This window comes from Paenibacillus mucilaginosus 3016, from assembly GCF_000250655.1.
GTDB lineage: Bacteria > Bacillota > Bacilli > Paenibacillales > NBRC-103111 > Paenibacillus_G > Paenibacillus_G mucilaginosus.
The window spans coordinates 6,571,187-6,592,754 of sequence record NC_016935.1; the positions used below are offsets into that span (position 1 = coordinate 6,571,187).

Genomic DNA, 21,568 nt, shown 5'->3' on the forward strand with positions numbered 1-21,568 from the left:
AAAATCCCTCTGGGTGTGTATCACATTATAATATCACGGACGCAAAAACATGTCAATTTTATTAAAACGGCCCGCTCCGCGTCTATACCCCGTATTTGTCCATCTGATCGAGGAAGTCGCGCGATTTGAGGCGGAGGCCGACATGCTGGTCAAAGTAAGCGCGCATCATCTCTTTGAGCAGCGTCTTGGTCTGCGGCTTGACATCGATCTGGCCGAGACGCCGCACATCCATCCGGACGAACAGCCTCAGCAGCTTGTACACGCCCGGCGTCAGCGGGAACGCCTGCGGGTCGCGGAGTCTGCAGCGCTCGCACATCATCCCGCCGAGTCCGATGCTGAAGACGGCGGGCTCGGCCGCCTGTCCGCATACGACGCACTGCTCAAGCTCCGGCTGGTAGCCTGCATGCATCAGCATCTTCATCTCATAGAGATGGCCGATGATCTGCAGGTCCTTGTCTTCCTGGATGGCCTGAAGGCTGGCCTTCATTTGGTCGAACAAAAAAGGCTCCCCTTCCTGATCCCCCATCATCCGGTCCGTCAGTTCCGCAAGATAGGAGGCGTGGGCGGCCTTATGCAGATCTTCCCTGATTTTATGGAAGGCTTCGATAATCTCCGCATGATTCAGCGTGCCGAGCCCTCCGGATTTGAAGAATGAATAATCACCGAAGGTAAAGAGCTGCACGGTCGAGCCGTACCGGCTCTTTACCTTCTTCACGCCGCGGGCGACGACGCCCATTTTCCCGTACTCCCGGGTGAACAGCGTGACAATTTTGTTGCCTTCCCCGTAATCCGTCGTACGGATCACAATCCCTTGCACCCTGTACTGCATGAACAGCCTCTCCCTGCGCGGCCATGCTTACTTGCTTACTGCATCCATTCCATGGATTCAGGGGCCGGCTCCTCTTCCAATTCCTCTTCTTCCCCGTTCTCCCCGTTCGATTGCTTGTATAGCAGGTAAGCATCCACATCTCCGGTCATTGAAAAATACTTCCACGAAAAATCCTTCATGGTCTCATCCTCCCCAGTGGTGACATGTCGATTACAATACCTGTTAATGAGTTTAGGATGGATCGATCGATCCCGAAGTATGCCCGCACAAAAACTGGCATGTATGCTCTCTCATTACACGTTTTCCACTGGGATGAAACAAGGCTTCCCGCCCAAATCAGTCGCCCCGGAAGCCCAGATCCTTCAGGATCCGCTCCTGGTTGCGCCAGTCCTTCTTGACCTTGACCCACAGCTCCAGGAACGTCTTGGAGCCGAGCAGCCGCTCGATGTCGCCTCTCGCCTGGCGGCCCACTTCCTTCAGGAGGGCGCCCTTCTTGCCGATGATGATCCCCTTCTGGGAGTCGCGCTCGACGAAGATCACGGCGGAGATATGCACAACGCCGTTCTCCTCCACCTTCATGTCTTCGATCGAGACGGCGATGGAGTGCGGAATTTCCTCACGGGTCATATGCAGAATCTTCTCACGGATGAGCTCGGCGCAGACGAACTGCTCCGGATGGTCCGTGATCTGGTCGGCCGGGTAATACTGCGGGCCCTGCGGAAGATACTTGATCACCTGCTCGAGGAGCGTGCCGACATTATTGCCGTTCTTGGCCGATACGGGCACGATCTCCGCGAACGAGTAGAGATCCTTGTAAGTTGTGATGACCTCGAGCAGCTTCTCGGGCTGCACCTGGTCGATCTTGTTCAGGACGAGAATGACCGGCGTCGTCACCTTTTTGAGCTGTTCAATAATGAACCGGTCGCCGCCTCCGAGACCTTCGACCACATCGATGAGGAACAGGATCGCATCCACTTCGCCAAGCGTCCCCTGCGCCGTCTTCATCATGTAATCGCCGAGCTTCGACGTCGGCTTATGGATGCCCGGCGTATCGAGGAAGACGATCTGGGCCGCATCCGTCGTGTAGACCCCGTGAATTTTGTTGCGCGTCGTTTGGGGCTTATCCGACATGATCGCGATTTTTTGGCCGATGACCTGGTTCATCAGGGTCGACTTGCCCACGTTCGGCCGCCCGATAATCGAGACGAATCCGGATTTAAACGCTTTGGTGCTGTTAGAAGACTTCAATCTGTTGTTCCTCCATCCAAATCTTGTGATGTAAATGCCCCCGGAAGCAGTGCGGACACCGTTGTTTGCTGCACGTCCCCCTTGAGATTCGAGAGGTAGACCGGCATATCCGGCGCGCACAGCTCGACGAGCACCTGCCGGCAGACGCCGCAGGGCGAGATCGGTCCCGCCGTATCCCCCGTCACGGCTATGGCCGCGAAGGTCCGCGGTGCCACCCCGTCCGCGATCGCCCGGTGCAGAGCTGTGCGCTCCGCGCAGTTGGTCGGGCCGTAAGCCGCGTTCTCGACATTGCAGCCCATATGCACGTGTCCGCTGCTGTCGAGCAGCGCCGCCCCTACCTTGAACCCGGAATAAGGCGTATATGCCCGCAGTCTTGCTTCCTGTGCCAGTCGGATCAGTTCTTGTGGATCCATGCAAACACGCTCCTTCGGGGGATAAGCATCCTAATAGCTTATAACGGATAGAGATAAAAAGCCAGCACGGTCAAAAACGAGCCGAACAGCGCGCCGAGGATCAGGGAGGGCAGGCTCCTTCCCTGCTTCTCGTACAGGGCGAACACCAGCACGGCCGCCAGGAAATAACCGAGCAGCGCCACCAGCGTATCGGCGGACCTGCAGGCCATCAGCGTGGCTACCGCGAAGGCGACCGTCGTGAGCAGGCTGGGCTTCACCCAGGTGCCCTTGGCCGAGAACCTCGTCTGCACCACAATGACGGTAAGCACGATCAAGGTCAGCAGAATCCATACGGTCCCTGCCGTAAGGGTGCCCGTCTCGCTCAGCCGCGCCGTCCGCAGCAGGCGCTCGACGGGATCGTAGAACACGATCATTCCCGTAATCGCAGCAAAAGCCGCAGTCACGAGCACCGAGGCTGCAGCTACGTCTTTGGCGATTTTGGCGAGGGGGTGCAGGTCCGGCATGGCCAAATCGACCGCTTTTTCGACCGCCGTATTGATGAGCTCCGTCACGATCATGAGCGTCACGGCCAGCAGAATGAACAGCACGTCGGTCTTCGAAAGACCGAACCACAGCGCGAAGGCGAGCACGAAGAGCGCCGCCCCGAAGTGAAACTGCATATTCCGCTGGGTCGCCAGCGCATACTTCACGCCTTCATAAGCGTAACGGAAGCTCCGCTGCCATTTGACCGGCTGTTTCACCGGGTCAGGCCTGCCTGCTGCAGAATCTCCTCCTGCTTGCCGAACATGACTTTCTCTTCCGCCTCGTCGCCGTGGTCATACCCGATCAGGTGCAGGAAGCCGTGAACGAACAGGAAGCCGAGCTCCCGGTCGACGGAATGGCCGTATTCCTCCGCCTGGGCGATGGCGCGCGGAACGGAGATGATGATGTCGCCAAGCGGCTCTTCGAAGTCTTCCCCCTCATCGTCCCCGGCATCCTCAGGCTCCTCGGAGGATTCCAGCTTGTGCGCGTCGCGCAGGTCCGCCTCGTCGGTGAACTCCTCTTCATCACCGTAGATGATCTCGATTTCGTCATCGCCCATCTCGAGCATGGCGAAGGAAAGAACATCGGTCGGCTTATCGAGCCCGCGGTATTGGCGGTTCAGCTCCCGGATCGCCTCGTCGTCCACGAAGGTCAGAGCGACCTCCCCGTCCGTGATGCCTTCCTGCTTGCCCGCAAGACCCAGCAGTTCTTCCAGTTTCCCGATCAGCTCGGGTGTAATTTCGTATGATTCCTGCTCGTTGTTCCAGGATAGCTGCAGCGTCATGGGTTCACCTCATCTTTGGTTTCGGAGACGGACGCGATCGCCGCCGGCTTCGAGGCCGGCAGCTCGGCCGTCGGGTATTCAATACGGGAGTGGAAAATCCCGAGCAGCGCCTCGTTCAGCGTCTTGGCCACCAGATCCAGCTCCTTGATCGTCAGGTCGCATTCGTTGAACTGGCCGTCATCGAGACGGTTCTTGATGATCTTGCGGACCATGGAATCGATCTGCTCGACCGTCGGGTTGCGCAGCGAGCGCACCGCCGCTTCAACGCAGTCCGCGATGCCGACGATCGCCGCCTCCTTCGTCTGGGCGTTCGGCCCCGGGTACCGGTACTCGAGCTCCTCCGGCGGCTTCTCGCCCTTCTCCTCCGCCTGCTTCTTCGCCTTGAAGTAGAAGAACGTCAGCAGCGTCGTGCCGTGGTGCTGCTCGGCGATGTCGCGGATCGGCTTCGGAATGCCGGCATCCCGCAGCATCTCGACCCCGTCGCGCGCGTGCGCCACGATGATCGATTTGCTCAGCGCCGGATCGATGCGGTCATGCGGATTCTCCATATTCGTCTGATTCTCGATAAAGTAGCTCGGCCGCTTCGTCTTCCCGATGTCGTGGTAGTATGCCCCGACCCGGCACAGCAGCCCGTCGGCCCCGATCGCCTCCGCAGCCGCTTCGGCCAGGTTGCCTACCATCACGCTGTGATGGTACGTGCCCGGCGTCTCCGTGAGCAGCTTGCGCAGCAGCGGATGGTTCGGGTTCGAGAGCTCCACGAGCTTCAGCGGCGAAAGAATCCCGAACGCCACCTCGAAGAAAGGCAGCAGGCCGATTACGAAGACGGCGGTCACCAGCCCGCCGCCGAGCGCGAAGCTCAGGGCGAACATGGCGCTGCGCCGGGTCTCCTGATCGTCCAGCAGAACCAGAGAGCCCACCAGGGCCATCGCCAGCAGGGAGATCATGATCCCCGCCTTGAGGATCGAGGAGCGCTGCGAAGCCCGCTGGATCGAGAAGATCGCGGCGAACGAGTTCGTCATCGCGAGCAGCCCGTATTTAAAATCGAACGGCTGGACATGGTCGCTGTTGAACACGACGCTCGCCGCCACGCCGATCAGCACCGTCACTACGACGGCCAGCTGCGCGTTGAGCAGAATGGTCGTCAGCATCGCCCCGACCGCTACAGGCGCAAGGTAAGCGATGTAGGGGTACTCCAGGCTCTGGATCAGGGAGAAGATCTTCATGACCGCCACCGTGAGGGCGATGATGAGAATGAGCATCAGCAGCTGAACGTTATTCTGGTTCACCGGCAGCTGGCTGTGGCGAACGAACATATAGAGCATCAGGCAGCAGAGGATGGAAAACAAAAGAGTCCAAGGTTCGGCCAGTAGCTCGTATTGTCCTTCAGCAGCTTCAGGGCGGCAAGACGCTGGTACAATTCGTCCGTGATCTTCTCGCCTTTGGCGACGAGCACATCGTTCTTGTTGACGTAGACCTGCTTCACGTTATCGCGGGCGTGGGTCTTGGCTTCCTCGGTTCCCTTCTGGTCATAGAACTTGTTCGGGGTCAGCGCCGCCCGCACAAGCTCCTGCACCAGCTCCCTGGCAATATTCTTGGTGAGGTTGGAGGCGTTGACGAGCTCCGCCACCTTCACGCGGGCCGCCTGCGCATCGAGAATCTGGTCGTTCATGATCCGGATGACGATGTCCTTCGCCACGCCTTCCATTTCGGTCAGATCTTCTTTGGTCAGCCGCGGGATCTTGTAGTAAGCTTCCTCTGGAATCCGGTAGTCCTGCTCCCGGAAGCTCTTGCGCATCTCCACCATCAGTTCATCGCTGTACTGCCCGCTGCCTGAGTACGTTTTCATCTGCCGCTCCAGGTGATCCTGGATCAGCGTCGGGATGACCGTTTTGTAAATGCTGACCTTGTCGGCCGGAGCCACTTCCGGGTCCGCGTTAATCTGCTGAAGCTTTTGGAAAATGGCCTCGACGGCCTGCTCGTTCTTCAGCGGGACGATGCGGTAGACCGGTTGGACCCGCTGGGCCGCTTCGTCCTTCGCTTTGTTCGTAGCGGCCTCATTGGGTATGGCGTAGGGGGCCAGAATGTCCTTCTCGGCAATCGAGCCCGGCTTGATATCGTAGGTCTGGGGGACAATCCGGTGAAGCAGCGTCCCGTACAGCACGAGCGCCAGCGCCAGAAATAGAAGAAAGCGCACGATGGCGCTGTATTTCCAGCCGGCGAGCCGGTACTGGAACTTGCCTTGAATGGAAACGCGGTTGTTCATGACGAAAGGTCAGCCCTTCCTCAGCCTTCTTTGTCCTCATTGTAGGCCATGATGATTTTTTGCACCAAGGAGTGACGCACCACATCCTGCTCCGCGAATACGATGAAGCCGATCTCTTCGACCCGGCTCAGAATGCGTCTGGCTTCCACGAGCCCCGATGACTTGCCGCGCGGGAGGTCGATCTGGGTCACGTCGCCGGTGATCACCATCTTCGAGCCGAAGCCGAGCCGCGTCAGGAACATCTTCATCTGCTCCGGCGTCGTGTTCTGCGCCTCGTCAAGAATGATGAACGAATCGTCGAGCGTTCTCCCCCGCATGTAAGCCAGCGGCGCAATCTCGATCAGACCGCGTTCGAGCGCCTTCAGCACCTGTTCGGGCCCGAGCACGTCATTAAGTGCATCATACAATGGGCGCAGGTAAGGGTCAACTTTTTCCTGGAGGTCGCCGGGCAGGAAGCCGAGGCTCTCGCCCGCCTCCACGGCCGGACGGGTCAGGACGATCCGCTTCACTTTGCCTTCCTTGAGGGCGGATACGGCGAGCACGACGGCGATGTACGTCTTGCCCGTGCCGGCAGGACCGATCCCGAAGACGATATCCTTCTTCTTGATCTCGGAGACATACTGCTTCTGCCCGATCGTCTTCACGCGGATCGGCTTGCCTTTGTGGGTGACTGCGATCTCGCCCTTGAAGAGGTCGAGCAGCTGGTCGGCCTTCATGTCCTTCGCCAGCTCCAGCGCATAGTGGATATCCCGCTCGGTCAGGTTATACTGGCCGCGGATGAGCTCCAGCAGCACGGTGAACAGCTGCTCGAGCCGCTCGGCGTCATGCTGCGAGGCCGAGATGATGATCTCCTCTTCCCTCGTATAGATGGTCGCCGGGATCTCCGCTTCGATCAGGCGCAGGAACTTGTCCTGCGGTCCGAACAGGGCTTGTCCTTCGGCGGGGTTCTTCAGTGCCACTTTGACGGTCGTCGCTTGGTCCATGTACAGTTGTAATCTCTCCTCCGGGTTTATGGCGGATCTTGAGGATCGTTCTGCCTCGGGAGACGCTGCGTCTTCGGGTGCGGCTGCAGCCTGCGGCCGCTCTTGAATTCGAATTCTTATATCATACCGGAAGCAGGGTAAGAATTCGAATTCAAAGGCGGCACGTAAACTCTCCGGCTGCACAGCTCCCTGCGACTTCGCTGCGCCCTCTGCATAAAGGAGCCTCAAGAGTCCGAAACCTCTTCGCTGTATTGGTTATGGTACGATCGGCCCGGCCACGATGGGCTGTTCGGCCGCAATAAGCTCTTCCACTTCGAGATGTACTTCCATATAAACTTTACCATTCTCCGCCTTTTCATGCAAAATTTTTTCGCCCACGACGCGCGCTTCCGGCCCGGCTTCCGCGAGAATTTGGCCCTTCGCCTGCTCCAGTCCGATGGCCGCAGCCTCCTTCGGATCGACCGGCTGCTCGACATACCGGACCTCCATCAGCTTCTCCTTCAGCCACCCGACCGGAAGGATGAAATTGCGCCACGAGAGCGTCTGGCGATCGGGGATCGTCTCATATGCTTCGAAGGGCAGCTTGCCGTAGCCGTACACCTGGATGCCGCGGTTCCCCAGCACGAGGTAGCTGCGCGTCTTGGTCTCGCCGGTGTAGACCTTGTAGCGCTGCGTCAGCGGCACCTCCACGGTCGGCTTGTACCATACAAGCCCCTTCACCTTCCCGGAGGCGACCACGGTCTGCTGTTTCGTTTCGTCCCCGAGGAGCCCGGAGATGAGGATGTCCCCTTTTCGCACATACGTATTGACTTTGACGGCCGGACGCCCCTTCTCCGCGAAGATCTGGGTGACCATCGCATTCTTCGAAGCGACGAGATGCCTCGGGTTCATCAGCGCCTTCGGCTCCGGGATCGTCGCCTCCACCACCTTGATGATGACGTGGGTGCCCTGGATCTCCACGCCGACCCACGAGGCGCCCGGCAGCTGTCCCTGCAGGCCTCTCGAGAGCTCCACAGGCTCCTTGAGCTTAAACTTCCACTGCATCGGCCGGATGCCCTGCGCTTTGGCCGCCGTCAGGATTTGATCGGTCTGGATTCTCTCATTACCCTCCACGCTCACTTTCCAAACCATGGAAGACAGCAAATACACGCCGATCATGAAGCCGAGCAGCCCGAAGGCAAAAAACTTCCGCCGCTCCAGCTTGTCCAGCAGAAACGGAAGCCCCTGCCTCCGGCGGACACGCACCCGAGCAGCCTCGTCTCCTTCTCTTGTCGACCGAAGGCGGAAAAAATCCGGCAGCGGCAGGCACAGCGACGCCTGATCGCTCCGCCGTAATCCGGATGTCCCACATGGACATCCGCCGCTCGGTCATGCGGTTCAGCAGCCTCTCGAGCTGCCTCCCCCTGACTTCCACCACCACAAACCCGCGTATGCGCTGCACTATCGAAGTTTTCACGGCCGACTGCCCCTTTCCGCCTTACGGAATATATTTGATATCCTGAATGACGCCTTCAACGAACACTTCTTCCGACAGGATCGCGCGGATCACCAGCCCGGATCCGTATACCTCGAGCCTCCCCTTGGAGAGAGCCAGCTTCAGCAAGTCACTTGAAAAATGCAGCACCCCGCGGTGATTCTCGATGTACAGCTGCATGTTGCCGATCATCGTCATGCGGGGGAGGTCCATGACCACGTCTTGAGGCAGGTCGAGCAGTTTGGCGGTAAATTGATTGAGCCGGCGGGTCAGAGAGCGCATGGGTAACCTCCTCCTCCACGATTTCCCGTTAGGGAAAACGACTTCAAAAGCCTACAGGGCACCAGGCCTGTCATGGCAGCTGCCTGTAGACGGCTAATCCTGCCCGGCTTCTTCCGAACACAGCTACCGGGGCTATTTACACCATATGCCCGCAGTACAAAAATATGCCGCAGCCCCGCCCCTTTCCCAAGGCCCCGGGACAGTAAAAACCGGGCCGGCATGCCCGCAGGGGCAGCACAAAGAGCCCTGCACCGGCCGGATCATCCGGTCGGTGCAGGGCTCACGATGTCAGGGCGCTTAGCGCCGGTAGGGCCGCTTGGCCCGCGGAGGGCCGAGAACCTCGGCCCACAGGAGGCCCTGTGCGGCATCCTGCGGCCTCAGCCGCAGCGGCTTGGCGCCAGCCTCCCCAGCGGCGGCGGAAGGGCGCTCCGCCGCCGCTGGGACGCTCTGCGGGCCGGGCTGCCGGAGGCGCCGCCGGCCGCGTCGGCCAGCCGCCCTCGCCTCCGCCCCCGAACGGCGGCATGGCCCTTCTCGGCGGCTGTTCCTCCCCGCCGCACCCGCGGGCTTTACGCAGGAAGGACGTCACAAGGATGTAGCCGATCACAAGAATAAACCAGTTGCTCAGCAGGAATTCCACAAACTTCATCCCGCATCACTCCTTTTTCGTAAGGACTGCGGATTTACGCGTCTTCCCCGTCTTTCCCCGGCTCATTCATCCGGCCGAGGTTCGAGCGCATCTGGGTATCCGCGTCGATATTTTTGAGATTCATATAATCCATTACGCCCATCTTGCCGTCCCGCAGCGCTTCGGCCATCGCCAGCGGCACCTCGGACTCCGCCTCTACAACCTTTGCCTTCATCTCGACGACGCGCGCCTTCATCTCCTGCTCCTGCGCTACGGCCATCGCCCGGCGCTCTTCCGCCTTCGCCTGGGCGATCCGCTTGTCGGCTTCCGCCTGCTCGGTCTGCAGGTGCGCCCCGATATTTTTGCCTACGTCCACATCGGCGATATCGATCGACAGAATCTCAAAGGCCGTTCCGGCGTCCAGCCCTTTGCCCAGCACCGTCCGGGAGATCAGGTCGGGATTCTCCAGCACTTCCTTATGCGACCCCGCCGAGCCTACTGTAGTGACGATCCCTTCGCCTACGCGGGCGATAATCGTCTCTTCTCCGGCGCCCCCGACGAGGCGCTCGATGTTGGCGCGCACGGTCACCCGGGCAATAACCTTGACCTCGATCCCGTCCTTCGCCACGGCTGATACGGTCGGGGTCTCGATCACCTTCGGATTGACGCTCATCTGCACTGCCTGGAGCACATCCCGGCCCGCCAGGTCGATTGCCGCCGCCCGCTCGAATTCCAGGTGAATATTCGCCCGGTGGGCCGCAATCAAGGCGTTCACCACCCGGTCAACGTTACCGCCTGCGAGAAAATGGCTCTCAAGCTGATTGATCGTAAGCCCCAGCCCTGCTTTCGTCGCCTTGATCATCGGATTGACGATCCGGCTCGGGATCACCCGGCGCAGACGCATGGCGACCAGCGTAATAATCCCGACCCGCACACCGGAAGCCAGCGCCGAAATCCACAGCATGACCGGCACGAAGGTAAAGAACACCGAAAGCGCAATGACCGCCAGGGCGGCAAGCAGCAGCACCGTAATTAATGAACCGTCCATTCGAGATCCTCCTTAAATTAGGCCTGCTCAGCTCTGATGAGCATCCCTTTGTTCTTTCACTACCACCCGGGAGCCTTCCACCTGCGTCACAACGACCCTGCTGCCTGCAGGGATGAACTGCCCGGAAGTCACGACATCCACCCTCTCCTCCCCGAACTGGGCCGTTCCTGCCGGTCTCAGCGGGGTGAGCGAGCGTCCGGTGGTGCCGATGAGATCACGGCGCTCCCGGGAGGAAACATAGCCTTCATCCGTCGTCAGCCGGTCGCTCAGAATAAACCGGTTCCATACGCCCCGGCGGCGGAACATCCAGATGACGGCCCCGGCCGCAATCAGCGCGACGACCGACGCGACAGCCAGATTCAAGGCGGCCTGCTGCGTATTGTAAGCGGCCATAACCACACCGCTGAACAGGGCGCCGGCGCCCAGCAGGCCCAGAATGCCGAACGAGGACACGAAGATTTCGGTCACGAGCAGCAGGATACCGGCCGCAAAGAGCGCCAGCTCCTCGAAACCGGCAAACCCCGCAATATAATGCCCGAAGAAATAGAGGCCGAATCCCAGCAGGCCCAGGATGCCCGGGATGCCGAAGCCCGGAATGAACAGCTCGATCAGAATGCCTGCAATGCCTATGATCAAAAGCAGCGAAGCGACCCAGGGCTCGGTGACGAACCTCGCCACCCGTTCGGCCGGGGTGGCCCCCACGTCCACGCGGGGATGGTCCGCTCCTCCGATAAACGAGATCACCGCCTCCATATCGGGCGCCACCGTCTCGGCATAGCCTACCTTGACGGCTTCGTCCGCCGTCAGTGTCACGATCTGTCCCTTGGGGACCGTCCGCCCCAGCTCCGGCAGATTCACGCCGGCCTGCTTGTCGACCATCGCTTCGGCGATCGCCGGATTGCGCCCCCGCAGCTCGGCAGCCGCTTTCATCATGCCGGACCACGCCGAGACCACCTTCACGCTTTCGACTTCATTGCCCGCACCGTCCACCACCGCGGCCGCCCCGAGGGAGCTGCCCCGGCTCCATGGCGATCTTGCCGGCGTTCAGCGCAATGTAGCTTCCAGCCGACAGGGCTTTGCCCCGCACGTAGGCAATGGTCGGGATCCTGCTGTTTTTGACGAGCTCCCCAATCGCCTGCGCCGAATCGACCCGTCCGCCGAAGGTATTCAGATCGAGCACGATATAATACGCACCCATCTCTTCGGCTTCAAGGAACGCGCGTTCGAGAAACGCCTGCAGACCCGACTCCACGCTTTGATGGGCGGGGATCACCACCACCGGCGCAGCCCGCGGCGCGGTGGAAGCCGATCCGCCGCTCGCCCCGGCACGGGGAATGTGCCATCCGAGCCAGAGAGGCAGCGCCGCCAGAAGCGCCATGAGCCAGATCATCCCCCTGGCAAGCGGAAGCCGGTATCGATGTCGTATCTCCATGGGTATCCTCCTTTACACCTGCTTTTACCACAGTTCGCCTGTATCCGAATAGTACGCAGGTTCGGCCCTTTCGATTCAGACCCAGGAAAAAAAAGAAAAGCACCCCGGAAACCGGAGTGCTTTTCGTTGATGTTAAGACAAGAGCTGCTGAACGAAGTTGTTAACTACTTTTCCGTCAGCCCGTCCTTTTACCTTCGGCATCAGTGCGCCCATGACCTTACCCATATCCGCTTTTGAAGAAGCTCCCACTTCTTGGATGGTCTGCTGTACAATGGCTTTTACTTCCTCATCAGATAGCTGTTGCGGCATGTAGTCCATGAGAATGGCGACTTCTGCTTTCAGGCTTTCGGCCAGATCGTCCCGGCCGGCTTTTTCGAATTCTTGGAGGGAATCTTTACGCTGTTTAATCTCGCGATTCAGAACGTCAAGCACTTCTTGGTCATCTAAGGTTTTGCGCGTATCGATCTCGATATTCTTGATCGCCGAACGAACCATACGGATTACGGAGAGTTTAAACTTGTCTTGACTCTTCATCGCAAGCTTCATGTCGTCATTTAATCTGTCGCTTAAGCTCATCGATTAAAAGCCTCCTAGAACTTTCTCTTGCGAGCAGCCTCTGACTTCTTCTTGCGCTTAACGCTTGGCTTCTCGTAGTGCTTACGTTTCTTAACCTCCGCCAACACGCCGTCTTTAGCGATGGAACGCTTAAAGCGGCGGAGTGCAGCATCTATAGTTTCGTTCTTGCGAACTCGAGTTTCTGACACCAGTTTTCCCTCCCTCCGAACAGACCGTCCAAGACAACAAAAGACATTCATCAAACTTCATTATAGGGGAAAGGGATTCTAGGTGTCAACCCAATTGCGGAAGTTTCTTGCAATCAGGCCAACAATGGTCCTAAATTCTCTCCGCCGAGCAGGTGATAGTGCAGATGGAACACGACCTGGCCGGCATCTTTCCCGCAGTTGTTGACAAGACGATACCCCGATTCCGCTACCCCCTGCTCTCTCGCGATCGTCTGGGCCGCACGCTGCACTTCGCCCAGGAGAGCCCAATCCCCTTCCTGCACGTCGTTCATCGACGCCATGTGCTTCTTGGGGATGATGAGAATATGTACTGGCGCTGCAGGCTGGATGTCGTGAAATGCGACGACCTGCTCGTTCTCGAACACCTTCTTGGAAGGAATGGTGCCTTCAACGATTTTACAAAAAATGCAATCCACTTCGGGGGCCTCCTCATCTTCAGTATGCCTTATCTCCTCAACTATACCTGAAAATGTGAAAAAAGAAAATCACGGTGCCGATAATAAAAACAGACTGTGGGTATGGCTTCTGATCCCCGGCTCTGCGGCCGCCGTTTGGATTGCTCTTATAAAATCGTTTTCAAGGTTCCGGGAAGCACAAAAACAGGGCTGCAGCCCCGCTCATCCGCGGCCTGCGCACCCTGTATTTCAACATTGGGCGGTTCGGATATAGACTAACAGTCTAAAAATAGAATATACTAGAGTCAGCACCGCGCAAGACCGGCTGCCGGTCTTCGAAGGAGGAACCCCCTTGAACCGTTTCATGCGCGCAGCGACGCGGAAGAAGCGAGACTATCTCATGGAAGTGGCCCTTCAGCTCTTCATCGAAAAAGGGTACGAACAGGTTTCCGTGGATGACATCATCGCGGCCACCCGTACCTCGAAGGGCACCTTTTATCATTACTTTAAAGGCAAAGATGAAATCTTAAGAGAAATTCCGCGCAAACAAACCGAGATTATCGAGGCCTGGTCCGCCCGCAAGCCGTCGGAGGTCCAGTCGCTCGAAAGCCATGTGAACCGGCTGATGCTCGATCTCGCGGAAGCCGCCAGCGCCTCCCCCCGGCTGATCCGCAGCTGGCTGGCCCTGTCCCTTCAGAACGAAGGGCTGAAGACCGCCATGGAGGAGTGGAGACGCCACCTGCACGAAAGTCTGCAGCGCTGGCTGCCGGATTACGGAAGAGCACACATGCTTGTCACCGTATATTTCGGCATACTGATCGAATGGTGCGCGGCTGAAGAAGAAGATGGACCGCCGCTGCCTGCCCGGATGCAGGAAGGGCTTGCCTGGGCATGGCACGGGATCCGCAGCCGCACGGGGGAAGGCCCCGTGTGGACAGAACCAGAGCGAAAGGGAGAACAAGTTATGAGAGTGGCCGTTATTGGTGGAGGGCTTGCGGGCTTGACCGCAGCCGCCTATTTGTCTGAACACCCCGGTGTGGAGGGAATTCTCTTCGAGCGCAGCCCGCAGCTGGGCGGAAGGGCCTTTACGTACGAGAAAGCGGGCTTCACGCTGAACTACGGCGCCCACGCCGTCTACGGCATCGACCGGCATTCCCTCAGCGAGATGGAGCGCGAGCTCGGCATGTCGTTCAGCTCCAAGCAGGTCGACAAGCGCAGAGTCATGTACGCCAAGCACGGCGAGCTTACGCCGGCTCCACTCGATTTTGTCAACCTGATGAGAACCGACCTGCTCAATCCGATGCAGAAGATGCGGTTCGTCGGAGAGATTACGGCCATTATCGCGAACATTCATACGCTGCGCAATTACGAAACGCTAGGTGACTATCTGGCCCAATCGGATGCCGACGAAGACGTCAAGGAGCTGTGGGAGCATCTCGTCTGCTCCAACTTCTTCATTGCACCGGAAGAAGCCCGCAAGGTGCCCGGCGCCGTCATCAGCGAATATTATCATAACCTGTTCCTGTCCATGCGCCCCGTGAACTATATCCTCGGCAGCTGGGCGGTCATCACGAACCAGCTCAAGCAGAAGATCGCGCTCGGCGGACGCTGGGACATTGCGATTCAGGAAGGCGTGGACAGCATCCGCTATGCGGACCGCAAGTTCGTGCTGGCGACCAAGACCCGCGAGGAAGCGTTCGACCGGGTGATCTTCGCGATGCCGGTCCAGCAGGTCGTCAAACTGCTGAAGGGTACGCCTTGGGAACCGTTCCTGGCCTCCTACGAGGACAATACGGCGACCGAAGTCATGGTCTACGATATCGGTCTGAAGCACGTGGTCGCCCGCCCGTTCAGCTACATCAGCGACATGGACAACAAGCTGTTCATCAGCGACGTATCCGCCACCGACCATACCCTCGTTCCTCCGGGCGGACAGCTGCTGCAGGGGATCGCATACCTCAGCGACAAGTTCGAAGACGACGCGGAGCGCAAGGCCTACCTCGACGACAAGACGAAGCAGATGGAAGCCCTCTTCGACCAGTATTACCCGGGCTGGCGCGAAGCGACGGAGGTCAAGCGCGTCTCGAAGAAAGCGATGGTGGCCTCGGTCAAGAACATCGCCACCAACAAGCTGCTGCCGGTCCGCGTTGAGAACGTGCCGTTCTACTTCTGCGGCGACGGCTGTGAAGGCAAGGGCGAGCTTGCGGAGCGCGCCTTCTCCAGTGCACGCCTGGCGGCGAAGGCGATTCTGGAAGATCTGCCGGTTGCAACGGAGCAGCGGTAGGCGGTTGATCTGCCCTGAATTGATTTCATGAGCCATAAGTAAGGTAAGGTCGCTGCATAAGCATAAAAAGCAAAAAAGCTCCACGCTTGTTTGTCCGCCTCTTCGGCGGAAACGCGCGTGGAGCTTTTTGTTTGGTTGGGGCTGGCCGGGCTTCCGGTGCCGGAGAACCGGTCCGGAAGCGGGAAGCTGCCTAACCACTGATGGCTGCGCTCTTGGAGCATGTGAGTTTGTTTGTTGGCCCGGGAGGCGCCGCCTTGGCTGATGCTTCCTTCTCGCATAAGTCACATCACAGTACAGCTGCAGAAGCTGATCCATACGATGAAGGAAGCCGTGCATCCCAAAGGCTTGCTATACCAGGCTGCCGATCAGACCGGCTACGCGGGCTACCTGCTGCTTCAGCCAGGAAATCCATCCCTGCTTTTCGCCGGATGGCTGAGCCGCGGGAGGCTGCGGTGCGGCAGCTCTCTTCGCTTCCTCGTAAGCGATGACGGGCTTGGTATCCGCCGCCGGCTTCACGGACACGGAGCCGCCCGCCCCTGCTGTCCGGATATCCACCGTACGGGTGCCGCCGTCCCACTTCACGGATGCGCCGAAGGCTTCGGAGACGAAGCGGGCCGGTACCATCGTATAGCCGTTGACAAGCTGAGCCGGCACCTCCAGGGTAAAGGTCTCTCCGTTGCGCTGGGCCTTGGCGCTGCCGATCGCAATGGATACCTTCGCTCCCCCTTTGACCGCCGTGGCCGTCTTCGTGGCCGCATCCCACGTCACTTCGGCGCCCATGGATTCGAAGATCGCACGGAGCGGCGTCAGCGTGCTGCCGTCCCGGATCACCGGCGGCTGCTCAAAGTCGAGCTCCCGGCCGTCCACCTTCACGGCTACTCCGGAGGTGATGCCGAACGAGCGCTCAGCGCGCTTCACTCCGTCCCGGTTGTACACGGCCAGCTTCAGTACGGAACCTTCCGGCACGCCGCCCGCAGCAAGCTCGACCGCAAACGGCGGAGCCGTCTGGGTATCGATCAGCTGCCCGTTCAGGTAATACTCCACCTTCCCGATGTAGACTTCGGGGATTTTGACGAACGGAACGATCCGGGTTCCCTGCGTGAACGGCGTCTCCGAAGAGAGAGGCACGTAGCCCGTCCGGTCCGCCGGTACGGCCGCGTTCTCTACTTTGGTCAGGAAGCGGTCCGGTGCAATAAGCCGGCTGTAGAGCTTCATCATCGCGTCGTTATCCCGAAGGAGGTAGTTGTTTTTGGATTCGGTCAGCTCAAGATTGACGTTAAAATAAGTGATGGACTTCAGCCGCGGATACTTCGCCGGGAGAATGTCATACACCCGCTGCAGGTTCAGCAGCCCGTAATCGGTGAACGATTCCTTCGGAATATTCGCATAGTGGGAGACCGCCGTCTCGCTGATCATCAGCGGCTTGCGGTGCGCGTACGTTTTGTACAAATAATCCAGTCGCTCGATCGGCGAAGTCGCCTGCATATTGCCCTGGGCCGGATCGCCGTTCTCATACGGCTCGTTGTAGGTGCTCACCCCAACCCAGTCCACATACGCATCCCCCGGATAATAGGCATCCATCGAATACATCGGCACTTCGCCCGGACTCCACACCATGGCGACATTCGGCGCTTCCTCCGCCATGATGTCATGCACCATACGGAACTTCGCGATATACTTCTGCGGATCTCCGTGCCAGATTACCCACGGACCGTTCATCTCACTGGCATAGCGCAGGAAAATCGGTACGCCCGCTTCCTTGGCTCCGCGCGCCCAGGAGCGCACGGTCTCTTCCGTCACGGAGTCAAGCCCCCCCGACGGCTCCCACCCGATCTGCAGTGCGGCACCGGCCTGCTTGGCTCTGACCGCATACTGCTTCGGGAAGGTCGCGTTCACCGGCGCATAGGCCAGATAGAGTGCATGCTTCTTGTTATAAAACTGCTCGGAGCGGTCAAAATAATTGTGCATCTGCGGATCGCGCTCCGTATACATTCCGATATACGTGCCGTACGCCGGCTCGAATTTCTCCAGCTTGCCTCCCGGCGGCTGGGCCTGACGCATCAGCACTTCCTCATCCGCGATGCGGATATAGGCTTCTACGGTCGTGCGGATCTGCTCCGCACGCTGCAGGTCCACCGCGCCCCAGTCTTTGCCCGCTTTGAGCCAGTACTGGTTCTCCAGCTCATAGTAGCGGATCGCCTGGTCATACTCGCCGGCCTTGTCGAAGTATTGGTTGAGACGGCCGGCAAACAGCGCGGCATTCTGCCAGTCGCCGATCGATGCATAGTGATCCGTCAGGAAGGTCCAGTGCGGAACCGCCTCCGCCGGCTTCCCCTGGGCCACCGCCTTATCGGCGGCCTGCCAGCGGTTCCAGATCGCATCCGCCTGTACCGGCGCCCCGATTCCGAAAATCGCCGTCCCCGCTATGGCCGATGCGAGCAGAAGCCGAAGCCCTGCCATGCCCATCTTCTTCTTCCCTATACGAAAAGCCGGACGGCCGCCGCGCCCGACAGGCGCAGCCGGCCTCTCCGGCAGCGAATGCATCTGTGGCATATCCTTGTCCCCTCCCGCAGTACCTGGTTGTCTCTCTTATTATACAACAGCTATGCGGGCGGAGATAGTTCTATGCCTCTTCCTTTACATGGTTTCGAGCTGAACCCGGCTGCCCTGCCCTCCCGGCTCCGCCGGATGGACGATGAGCCGGCGCGGCAGACGCGCGCGCAGCTCGGGAACGTGGGAGATGACGCCGACGGTCAGCTTGTCCATATGCAGCTTCTCGAGCGCCGAGATGACCGCATCCAGCAGGTCACCGTCCAGGGTGCCGAAGCCTTCGTCGAGGAAGAAGAACTCGAGCGGATGCTCCCCTTTGAGCTGGATCTGGGTGGAGAGCGCCAGCGCCAGCGAAAGCGACGTCAGGAACGTCTCCCCGCCCGAGAGCGTGGTGACCGGCCGGCGGACCCCGCCGTTGGCGTCGTCGCGAATGACGAAGCCGCCGCCGGAGTCGACCTCGATGGCATATTTCTGCCGTGTAAGCTGACCAAGCCGGTCTGAAGCCGCTCTCGACACGTGCATCAGCTGCTCCTCCGCAAGGTACTCGACGAACGCGTTGCCGCGGAGCACGCCCTGGAGCTTGCCGAGCAGCGTAAGCTCCTCCTGGCAGGCGGCACGCTGCTCTTCCAGCTCGGTCCAGCGGCGGTGCTTGCCCTGCAGCTCCTCCGCATCCCGCTCCGCGCGGGCGCGCTGCTGCAGGCAGGCTTCGTCCTCCTGCTTGCATGCCGCCAGCTCCGCCGACAGCGCCTGCCAGGCTTCTTCGCTGACCTCGCGCCCGGCAAGCTCGGCGTCGATCTCCGCCGCGCGGGCCGTCAGCTGATGCTCCTGCTTGCCGTGGGCCTCCACTTCGGCCGCCCACTGCTCCTGCTCGCCGGCGCCGATCAGGGCCGCCTCGACCTCGTCCCGGCTCGAGAAGCCCTCCTGCTGCGAAAGCTGGAGCCACTCCGTCTCGAGCTCCTGCACAGCCGCAGCGGCAGAGGCTTCCCCCTGCCGGGCGGCAGCTTCCGTACGCGCCGCATCCTGGTGCGCCGCCGAAGCCGTTTGGAGCGCATCAGCAGCCTCCTGAGCGGCGGAGCGCAGCCGCTGCAGTTCTCCCTGCACCTCGCGGACTAGCCGGCTGACGTCCTCTCCGCCGACCCACTCCTGCAGCCGGGCTGCGCCCTGCTCGGTCTGCCGCTGCAGCGCGTCCTGCTCCGCCGACAGCCGGACTGCCGTTTTCTCCGCTTCGGCCACCTGCCGCTGAAGCTCCTCCAGCCGCCGTCCCTTCTCTTCGAGGAACGTGACGCTCTTATCCAGCCGGGTGCGCAGATCCTCGGCCAGCCGGTCCTTCTCCTGCAGCTGCGCCGCCAGCTCCGTTACCCCGTCTACGGGGATGCCGGGGAACCGCTGCTCCCAGCCCGCTCCGGTAGTCGCCCGGGCTGCGGTCAGCTCGCGCAGCCTCGCCTCCGCGCTGTCCAGCAGGCCCTGTGCCGAAGCCGTCCGGGCCGCAAGCTCCTGCCCCAGACGCTCCGTCTCCCGGCTCTCCCGCGTCCACTGCTGCAGCTGACCGTGGAGCTCCTGCGTTTGCTTCTGCAGCTGCGTGAGCGCTTCAGCCGCGTCCTGAAGTCCATTGCGGACGGCTTCCGGGTCCGCCGGGACATCATCGGCAGCGCCAGGCGCTGTGCCGGCCGCAGCCTCGCGCAGCCCCGCGGCCTCCGGCAGCGCAGCGCTCTCCGCCAGGGCAGCCAGGCCTTCGGCCGCCGCCTGTAGAGCCATCAGCTGCCGGGCGGCGGCCGTCATCTTCTCGCGCAGCGGGAACTCGAGCTGCTCCCAGGCCTCGATAGCCTGCGCATGCCCTGCTCCGTCTGCCCCCCGGCCCGCTGGCGCAGGGTGCTCCACCGCGCCGCAGACCGGGCAGGCCTCGCCTTCATGCAGGTGCGCCGCCAGCTGCGCGGCCAGCACGCCGAGCTCCGCCTGCTGCTGCTCCCGGCGCAGCCGCGCAGTCTCCACGGGCACGCGGGCCGCCGCCGCAGCAAGCCACTGCTCCGTGCGCACGGCTTCGCCGCGCAGCGCAGCCAGCCGCTCGGCGCCGGGGAGCGCCGCTGCGCCTCCAGCGCCCGGCGCTCCTTCAGCTCCGCGCGCCTGCGCTCCAGCGCCTCGTGCTCGCTCTGCCGCTTGGCGAGCTCGGCCGTCTGCTCCTCGAGCTGCTTCGCCAGCCGGCCCAGCTCCCGCTTCTCCGCCACCGCCTCCTGCAGGAGGGTGCGGTAGGCGCTCGGCACCTCGGCCTGCTTCAGCTCGGCCTTGAGCTGCGCCTGGCGCTGCAGCGCCTTCTCACGCAGCTCCGCCTCGCGTGTGCGCTCCGCCCCGAGCGCGGCCAGCGCTTCGCCGCAGCGGGCGCCCTCGGCGGCCAGCGCCGCCAGCCGCTCGCGCCCCTGCGCGAGCTCGGCCGCGAGCTCCGCCGCCTGGCGCAGCTGCTCGAGCCGCGCGGCCAGCGGCGCCTCCTGCGCGGCCAGCGCGCCCTGCGCCGCAGCCTGGCGCTGCTGCGCGGCGGCCAGCGCCTGCTGCGCCGCGCCGAGCGCCGCCGCAGCCGCCTGCGCGGCTTCGCGCTGCTGCGCAAGGTGCGCCTCGGCGGCGCGCTGCCGGCGCACGAGCGGGCGCAGCCGCTCGGCCTGCGCCGCGCGCGCGAGGCGTGCGGCGAGCGCGGCGATGCGCGGCGCGTCGGCGGCGAGCGCCGCCTGGCGCGCGGCCAGCGCAGCGCGCTCGCGCTGCAGCTCGCGCACGGCGCGCAGCTCGGCCGTGCGTCGCTCGCAGTCCGCGAGCCGCTCGCGGACCGTGCGGGCGGCCTCGCGGGCTTCGAGCAGGCGGGCTTCCGCCGCCTCCAGCGCCTCCTTCGAGGCGTCGCCGAGGCCCTGCTGCTCCGCCTGGAGCGCGCGGATCTTCACGTCCGTCTCCTTGAGACGGCCGCTCGTCTTCGCGCTGAGGCGGTCGCCGTACGGCTCCAGGTGGAACAGCCGCTGGAGCATCGCCCGCCGGTCCTTGCCGGCCAGCGTCAGGAACTCGGCGAACTTGCCCTGCGGCAGTACGACCGCCCGGGTGAAGTCCGCCATCGCCAGCCCGAGGATTTCCTGGATGCGGCTGTTGACTTCGCCGGCCTTGTCGGCCAGCACGACCGCCTCGCCGTCCCGGAAATGAATCAGGCGCGTCAGGGAGCCGAGCACCGACACGTCTCCTCCCCGCTTGAACTGGCGGTCCACCCGGTACCGCTTCGGCCCTTCGGCCGACGTCAGCTCAAAGGTAAACGAGACGGACAGCGACTGCTCCGCCTGATTCATGATCGCCTGCGTGCCGCCGTTCGCCCGCTCGACCTTGCCGTATAAGGCAAGGGTCATCGCATCGAGCAGCGTCGATTTGCCGCTGCCTGTCGGTCCGAAAATCCCGAACACGCCCGCACCCGTCAGCTCCGTGAAATCAATCTCCTGCGCTTCCCGGTAGCTCTGCAGCCCCGCGATTTGCAAATGTATCGGCCTCATGAAGAAGCCTCCTTTCGTGTTCCCGCTCCCGCCGGCGGAGTGTCCCCTTTGATCTGCAGAATGGATCCTGAAGCTGGTTTACGTTTCCCGACGGTTCCAAATCCTGCAGGCTTCCGGCCTCCTT

At 61.3% G+C, this 21,568-nt stretch carries 18 protein-coding genes and 3 pseudogenes; 1 reads left to right on the top strand and 20 read right to left on the bottom strand.

Features of this window, described 5'->3' with window-relative positions:
• Window positions 1-82 precede the first annotated feature (82 nt).
• The 17 genes and pseudogenes from recO to PM3016_RS27220 form a co-directional block, all read right to left on the bottom strand.
• Entirely contained in the window at window positions 83-829 is a 747-nt protein-coding gene (recO, locus tag PM3016_RS27150) for a DNA repair protein RecO (protein WP_014371662.1), read from the bottom strand.
• Between the two features lie 35 nt (window positions 830-864).
• The gene (locus PM3016_RS37615; RefSeq protein WP_013917804.1) at window positions 865-1,008 is read right to left on the bottom strand and encodes a YqzL family protein; all 144 of its coding nucleotides are present in this window, start codon (window positions 1,006-1,008) and stop codon (window positions 865-867) included.
• Window positions 1,009-1,165: 157 nt separating this feature from the next.
• The gene (era, locus tag PM3016_RS27155) at window positions 1,166-2,077 is read right to left on the bottom strand and encodes a GTPase Era (protein ID WP_014371663.1); all 912 of its coding nucleotides are present in this window, start codon (window positions 2,075-2,077) and stop codon (window positions 1,166-1,168) included.
• Window positions 2,074-2,490 (bottom strand): cytidine deaminase, encoded by a 417-nt coding sequence (gene cdd / locus PM3016_RS27160; protein WP_013917806.1) that lies wholly within the window; start codon window positions 2,488-2,490, stop codon window positions 2,074-2,076. The genes era and cdd overlap by 4 nt, the downstream gene beginning before the upstream one ends.
• Before the next feature lie 38 nt (window positions 2,491-2,528).
• A complete protein-coding gene (locus PM3016_RS27165) occupies window positions 2,529-3,230 on the bottom strand; it encodes a diacylglycerol kinase (protein WP_013917807.1) in 702 nt (233 codons plus the stop codon).
• Complete coding sequence (gene ybeY, locus PM3016_RS27170; protein ID WP_013917808.1) at window positions 3,227-3,796, bottom strand: rRNA maturation RNase YbeY; 570 nt, start codon at window positions 3,794-3,796, stop codon at window positions 3,227-3,229. The genes PM3016_RS27165 and ybeY overlap by 4 nt, the downstream gene beginning before the upstream one ends.
• A pseudogene (locus tag PM3016_RS27175) lies at window positions 3,793-6,059 on the bottom strand (HD family phosphohydrolase). Before PM3016_RS27175 ends, ybeY begins: the two are co-directional and overlap by 4 nt.
• Before the next feature lie 20 nt (window positions 6,060-6,079).
• Window positions 6,080-7,042 (bottom strand): PhoH family protein, encoded by a 963-nt coding sequence (locus PM3016_RS27180; RefSeq protein WP_013917810.1) that lies wholly within the window; start codon window positions 7,040-7,042, stop codon window positions 6,080-6,082.
• A gap of 255 nt (window positions 7,043-7,297) precedes the next feature.
• On the bottom strand, window positions 7,298-8,353 hold the full coding sequence (yqfD, locus tag PM3016_RS27185; protein ID WP_337999642.1) for a sporulation protein YqfD: 1,056 nt from the start codon (window positions 8,351-8,353) through the stop codon (window positions 7,298-7,300).
• Window positions 8,354-8,414: 61 nt separating this feature from the next.
• Window positions 8,415-8,498, bottom strand: a pseudogene (locus PM3016_RS41480) (hypothetical protein); the annotation flags it as partial.
• A 21-nt stretch (window positions 8,499-8,519) separates the two neighbouring features.
• Window positions 8,520-8,798, bottom strand: coding sequence for a sporulation protein YqfC (gene yqfC, locus PM3016_RS27190; RefSeq protein WP_013917812.1), 279 nt, complete (start codon window positions 8,796-8,798; stop codon window positions 8,520-8,522).
• Between the two features lie 280 nt (window positions 8,799-9,078).
• On the bottom strand, window positions 9,079-9,444 hold the full coding sequence (locus PM3016_RS27195; RefSeq protein WP_014371665.1) for a hypothetical protein: 366 nt from the start codon (window positions 9,442-9,444) through the stop codon (window positions 9,079-9,081).
• 34 nt (window positions 9,445-9,478) lie between these two features.
• The gene (floA, locus tag PM3016_RS27200; RefSeq protein WP_013917813.1) at window positions 9,479-10,471 is read right to left on the bottom strand and encodes a flotillin-like protein FloA; all 993 of its coding nucleotides are present in this window, start codon (window positions 10,469-10,471) and stop codon (window positions 9,479-9,481) included.
• A 27-nt stretch (window positions 10,472-10,498) separates the two neighbouring features.
• A pseudogene (locus tag PM3016_RS27205) lies at window positions 10,499-11,903 on the bottom strand (NfeD family protein).
• Window positions 11,904-12,035: 132 nt separating this feature from the next.
• On the bottom strand, window positions 12,036-12,479 hold the full coding sequence (locus PM3016_RS27210; RefSeq protein WP_013917815.1) for a GatB/YqeY domain-containing protein: 444 nt from the start codon (window positions 12,477-12,479) through the stop codon (window positions 12,036-12,038).
• 14 nt (window positions 12,480-12,493) lie between these two features.
• On the bottom strand, window positions 12,494-12,667 hold the full coding sequence (gene rpsU / locus PM3016_RS27215; protein WP_010491812.1) for a 30S ribosomal protein S21: 174 nt from the start codon (window positions 12,665-12,667) through the stop codon (window positions 12,494-12,496).
• A gap of 113 nt (window positions 12,668-12,780) precedes the next feature.
• Window positions 12,781-13,122 (bottom strand): histidine triad nucleotide-binding protein, encoded by a 342-nt coding sequence (locus tag PM3016_RS27220; RefSeq protein ID WP_013917816.1) that lies wholly within the window; start codon window positions 13,120-13,122, stop codon window positions 12,781-12,783.
• A gap of 331 nt (window positions 13,123-13,453) precedes the next feature.
• On the opposite strand from PM3016_RS27220, the gene PM3016_RS27225 reads away from it, so the two are divergent.
• Window positions 13,454-15,385, top strand: a complete 1,932-nt coding sequence (locus PM3016_RS27225; protein WP_013917817.1) for an FAD-dependent oxidoreductase — start codon at window positions 13,454-13,456, stop codon at window positions 15,383-15,385.
• A 348-nt stretch (window positions 15,386-15,733) separates the two neighbouring features.
• Here PM3016_RS27225 and PM3016_RS27230 read toward each other — a convergent pair whose 3' ends face one another.
• The 3 genes from PM3016_RS27230 to PM3016_RS41485 form a co-directional block, all read right to left on the bottom strand.
• The gene (locus PM3016_RS27230; RefSeq protein ID WP_014371666.1) at window positions 15,734-17,938 is read right to left on the bottom strand and encodes a stalk domain-containing protein; all 2,205 of its coding nucleotides are present in this window, start codon (window positions 17,936-17,938) and stop codon (window positions 15,734-15,736) included.
• Between the two features lie 84 nt (window positions 17,939-18,022).
• A complete protein-coding gene (locus PM3016_RS27235) occupies window positions 18,023-19,714 on the bottom strand; it encodes an SbcC/MukB-like Walker B domain-containing protein (RefSeq protein WP_014371667.1) in 1,692 nt (563 codons plus the stop codon).
• Entirely contained in the window at window positions 19,711-21,444 is a 1,734-nt protein-coding gene (locus tag PM3016_RS41485) for an AAA family ATPase (RefSeq protein WP_014371668.1), read from the bottom strand. Before PM3016_RS41485 ends, PM3016_RS27235 begins: the two co-directional genes overlap by 4 nt.
• Window positions 21,445-21,568: the final 124 nt, after the last annotated feature.

What these genes read in the sequence shown, in the direction of transcription:
- PM3016_RS27230 (WP_014371666.1), bottom strand. Translation starts at nt 17,938, where the DNA reads ATGCCACAGATGCATTCGCTGCCGGAGAGGCCGGCTGCGCCTGTCGGG.
- PM3016_RS27210 (WP_013917815.1), bottom strand. Translation starts at nt 12,479, where the DNA reads ATGAGCTTAAGCGACAGATTAAATGACGACATGAAGCTTGCGATGAAG.
- PM3016_RS27195 (WP_014371665.1), bottom strand. Translation starts at nt 9,444, where the DNA reads ATGAAGTTTGTGGAATTCCTGCTGAGCAACTGGTTTATTCTTGTGATC.
- PM3016_RS27180 (WP_013917810.1), bottom strand. Translation starts at nt 7,042, where the DNA reads ATGGACCAAGCGACGACCGTCAAAGTGGCACTGAAGAACCCCGCCGAA.
- cdd (WP_013917806.1), bottom strand. Translation starts at nt 2,490, where the DNA reads ATGGATCCACAAGAACTGATCCGACTGGCACAGGAAGCAAGACTGCGG.
- yqfC (WP_013917812.1), bottom strand. Translation starts at nt 8,798, where the DNA reads ATGCGCTCTCTGACCCGCCGGCTCAATCAATTTACCGCCAAACTGCTC.
- PM3016_RS41485 (WP_014371668.1), bottom strand. Translation starts at nt 21,444, where the DNA reads ATGAGGCCGATACATTTGCAAATCGCGGGGCTGCAGAGCTACCGGGAA.
- ybeY (WP_013917808.1), bottom strand. Translation starts at nt 3,796, where the DNA reads ATGACGCTGCAGCTATCCTGGAACAACGAGCAGGAATCATACGAAATT.
- PM3016_RS27235 (WP_014371667.1), bottom strand. Translation starts at nt 19,714, where the DNA reads ATGACGGCCGCCGCCCGGCAGCTGATGGCTCTACAGGCGGCGGCCGAA.
- floA (WP_013917813.1), bottom strand. Translation starts at nt 10,471, where the DNA reads ATGGACGGTTCATTAATTACGGTGCTGCTGCTTGCCGCCCTGGCGGTC.
- recO (WP_014371662.1), bottom strand. Translation starts at nt 829, where the DNA reads ATGCAGTACAGGGTGCAAGGGATTGTGATCCGTACGACGGATTACGGG.
- PM3016_RS37615 (WP_013917804.1), bottom strand. Translation starts at nt 1,008, where the DNA reads ATGAAGGATTTTTCGTGGAAGTATTTTTCAATGACCGGAGATGTGGAT.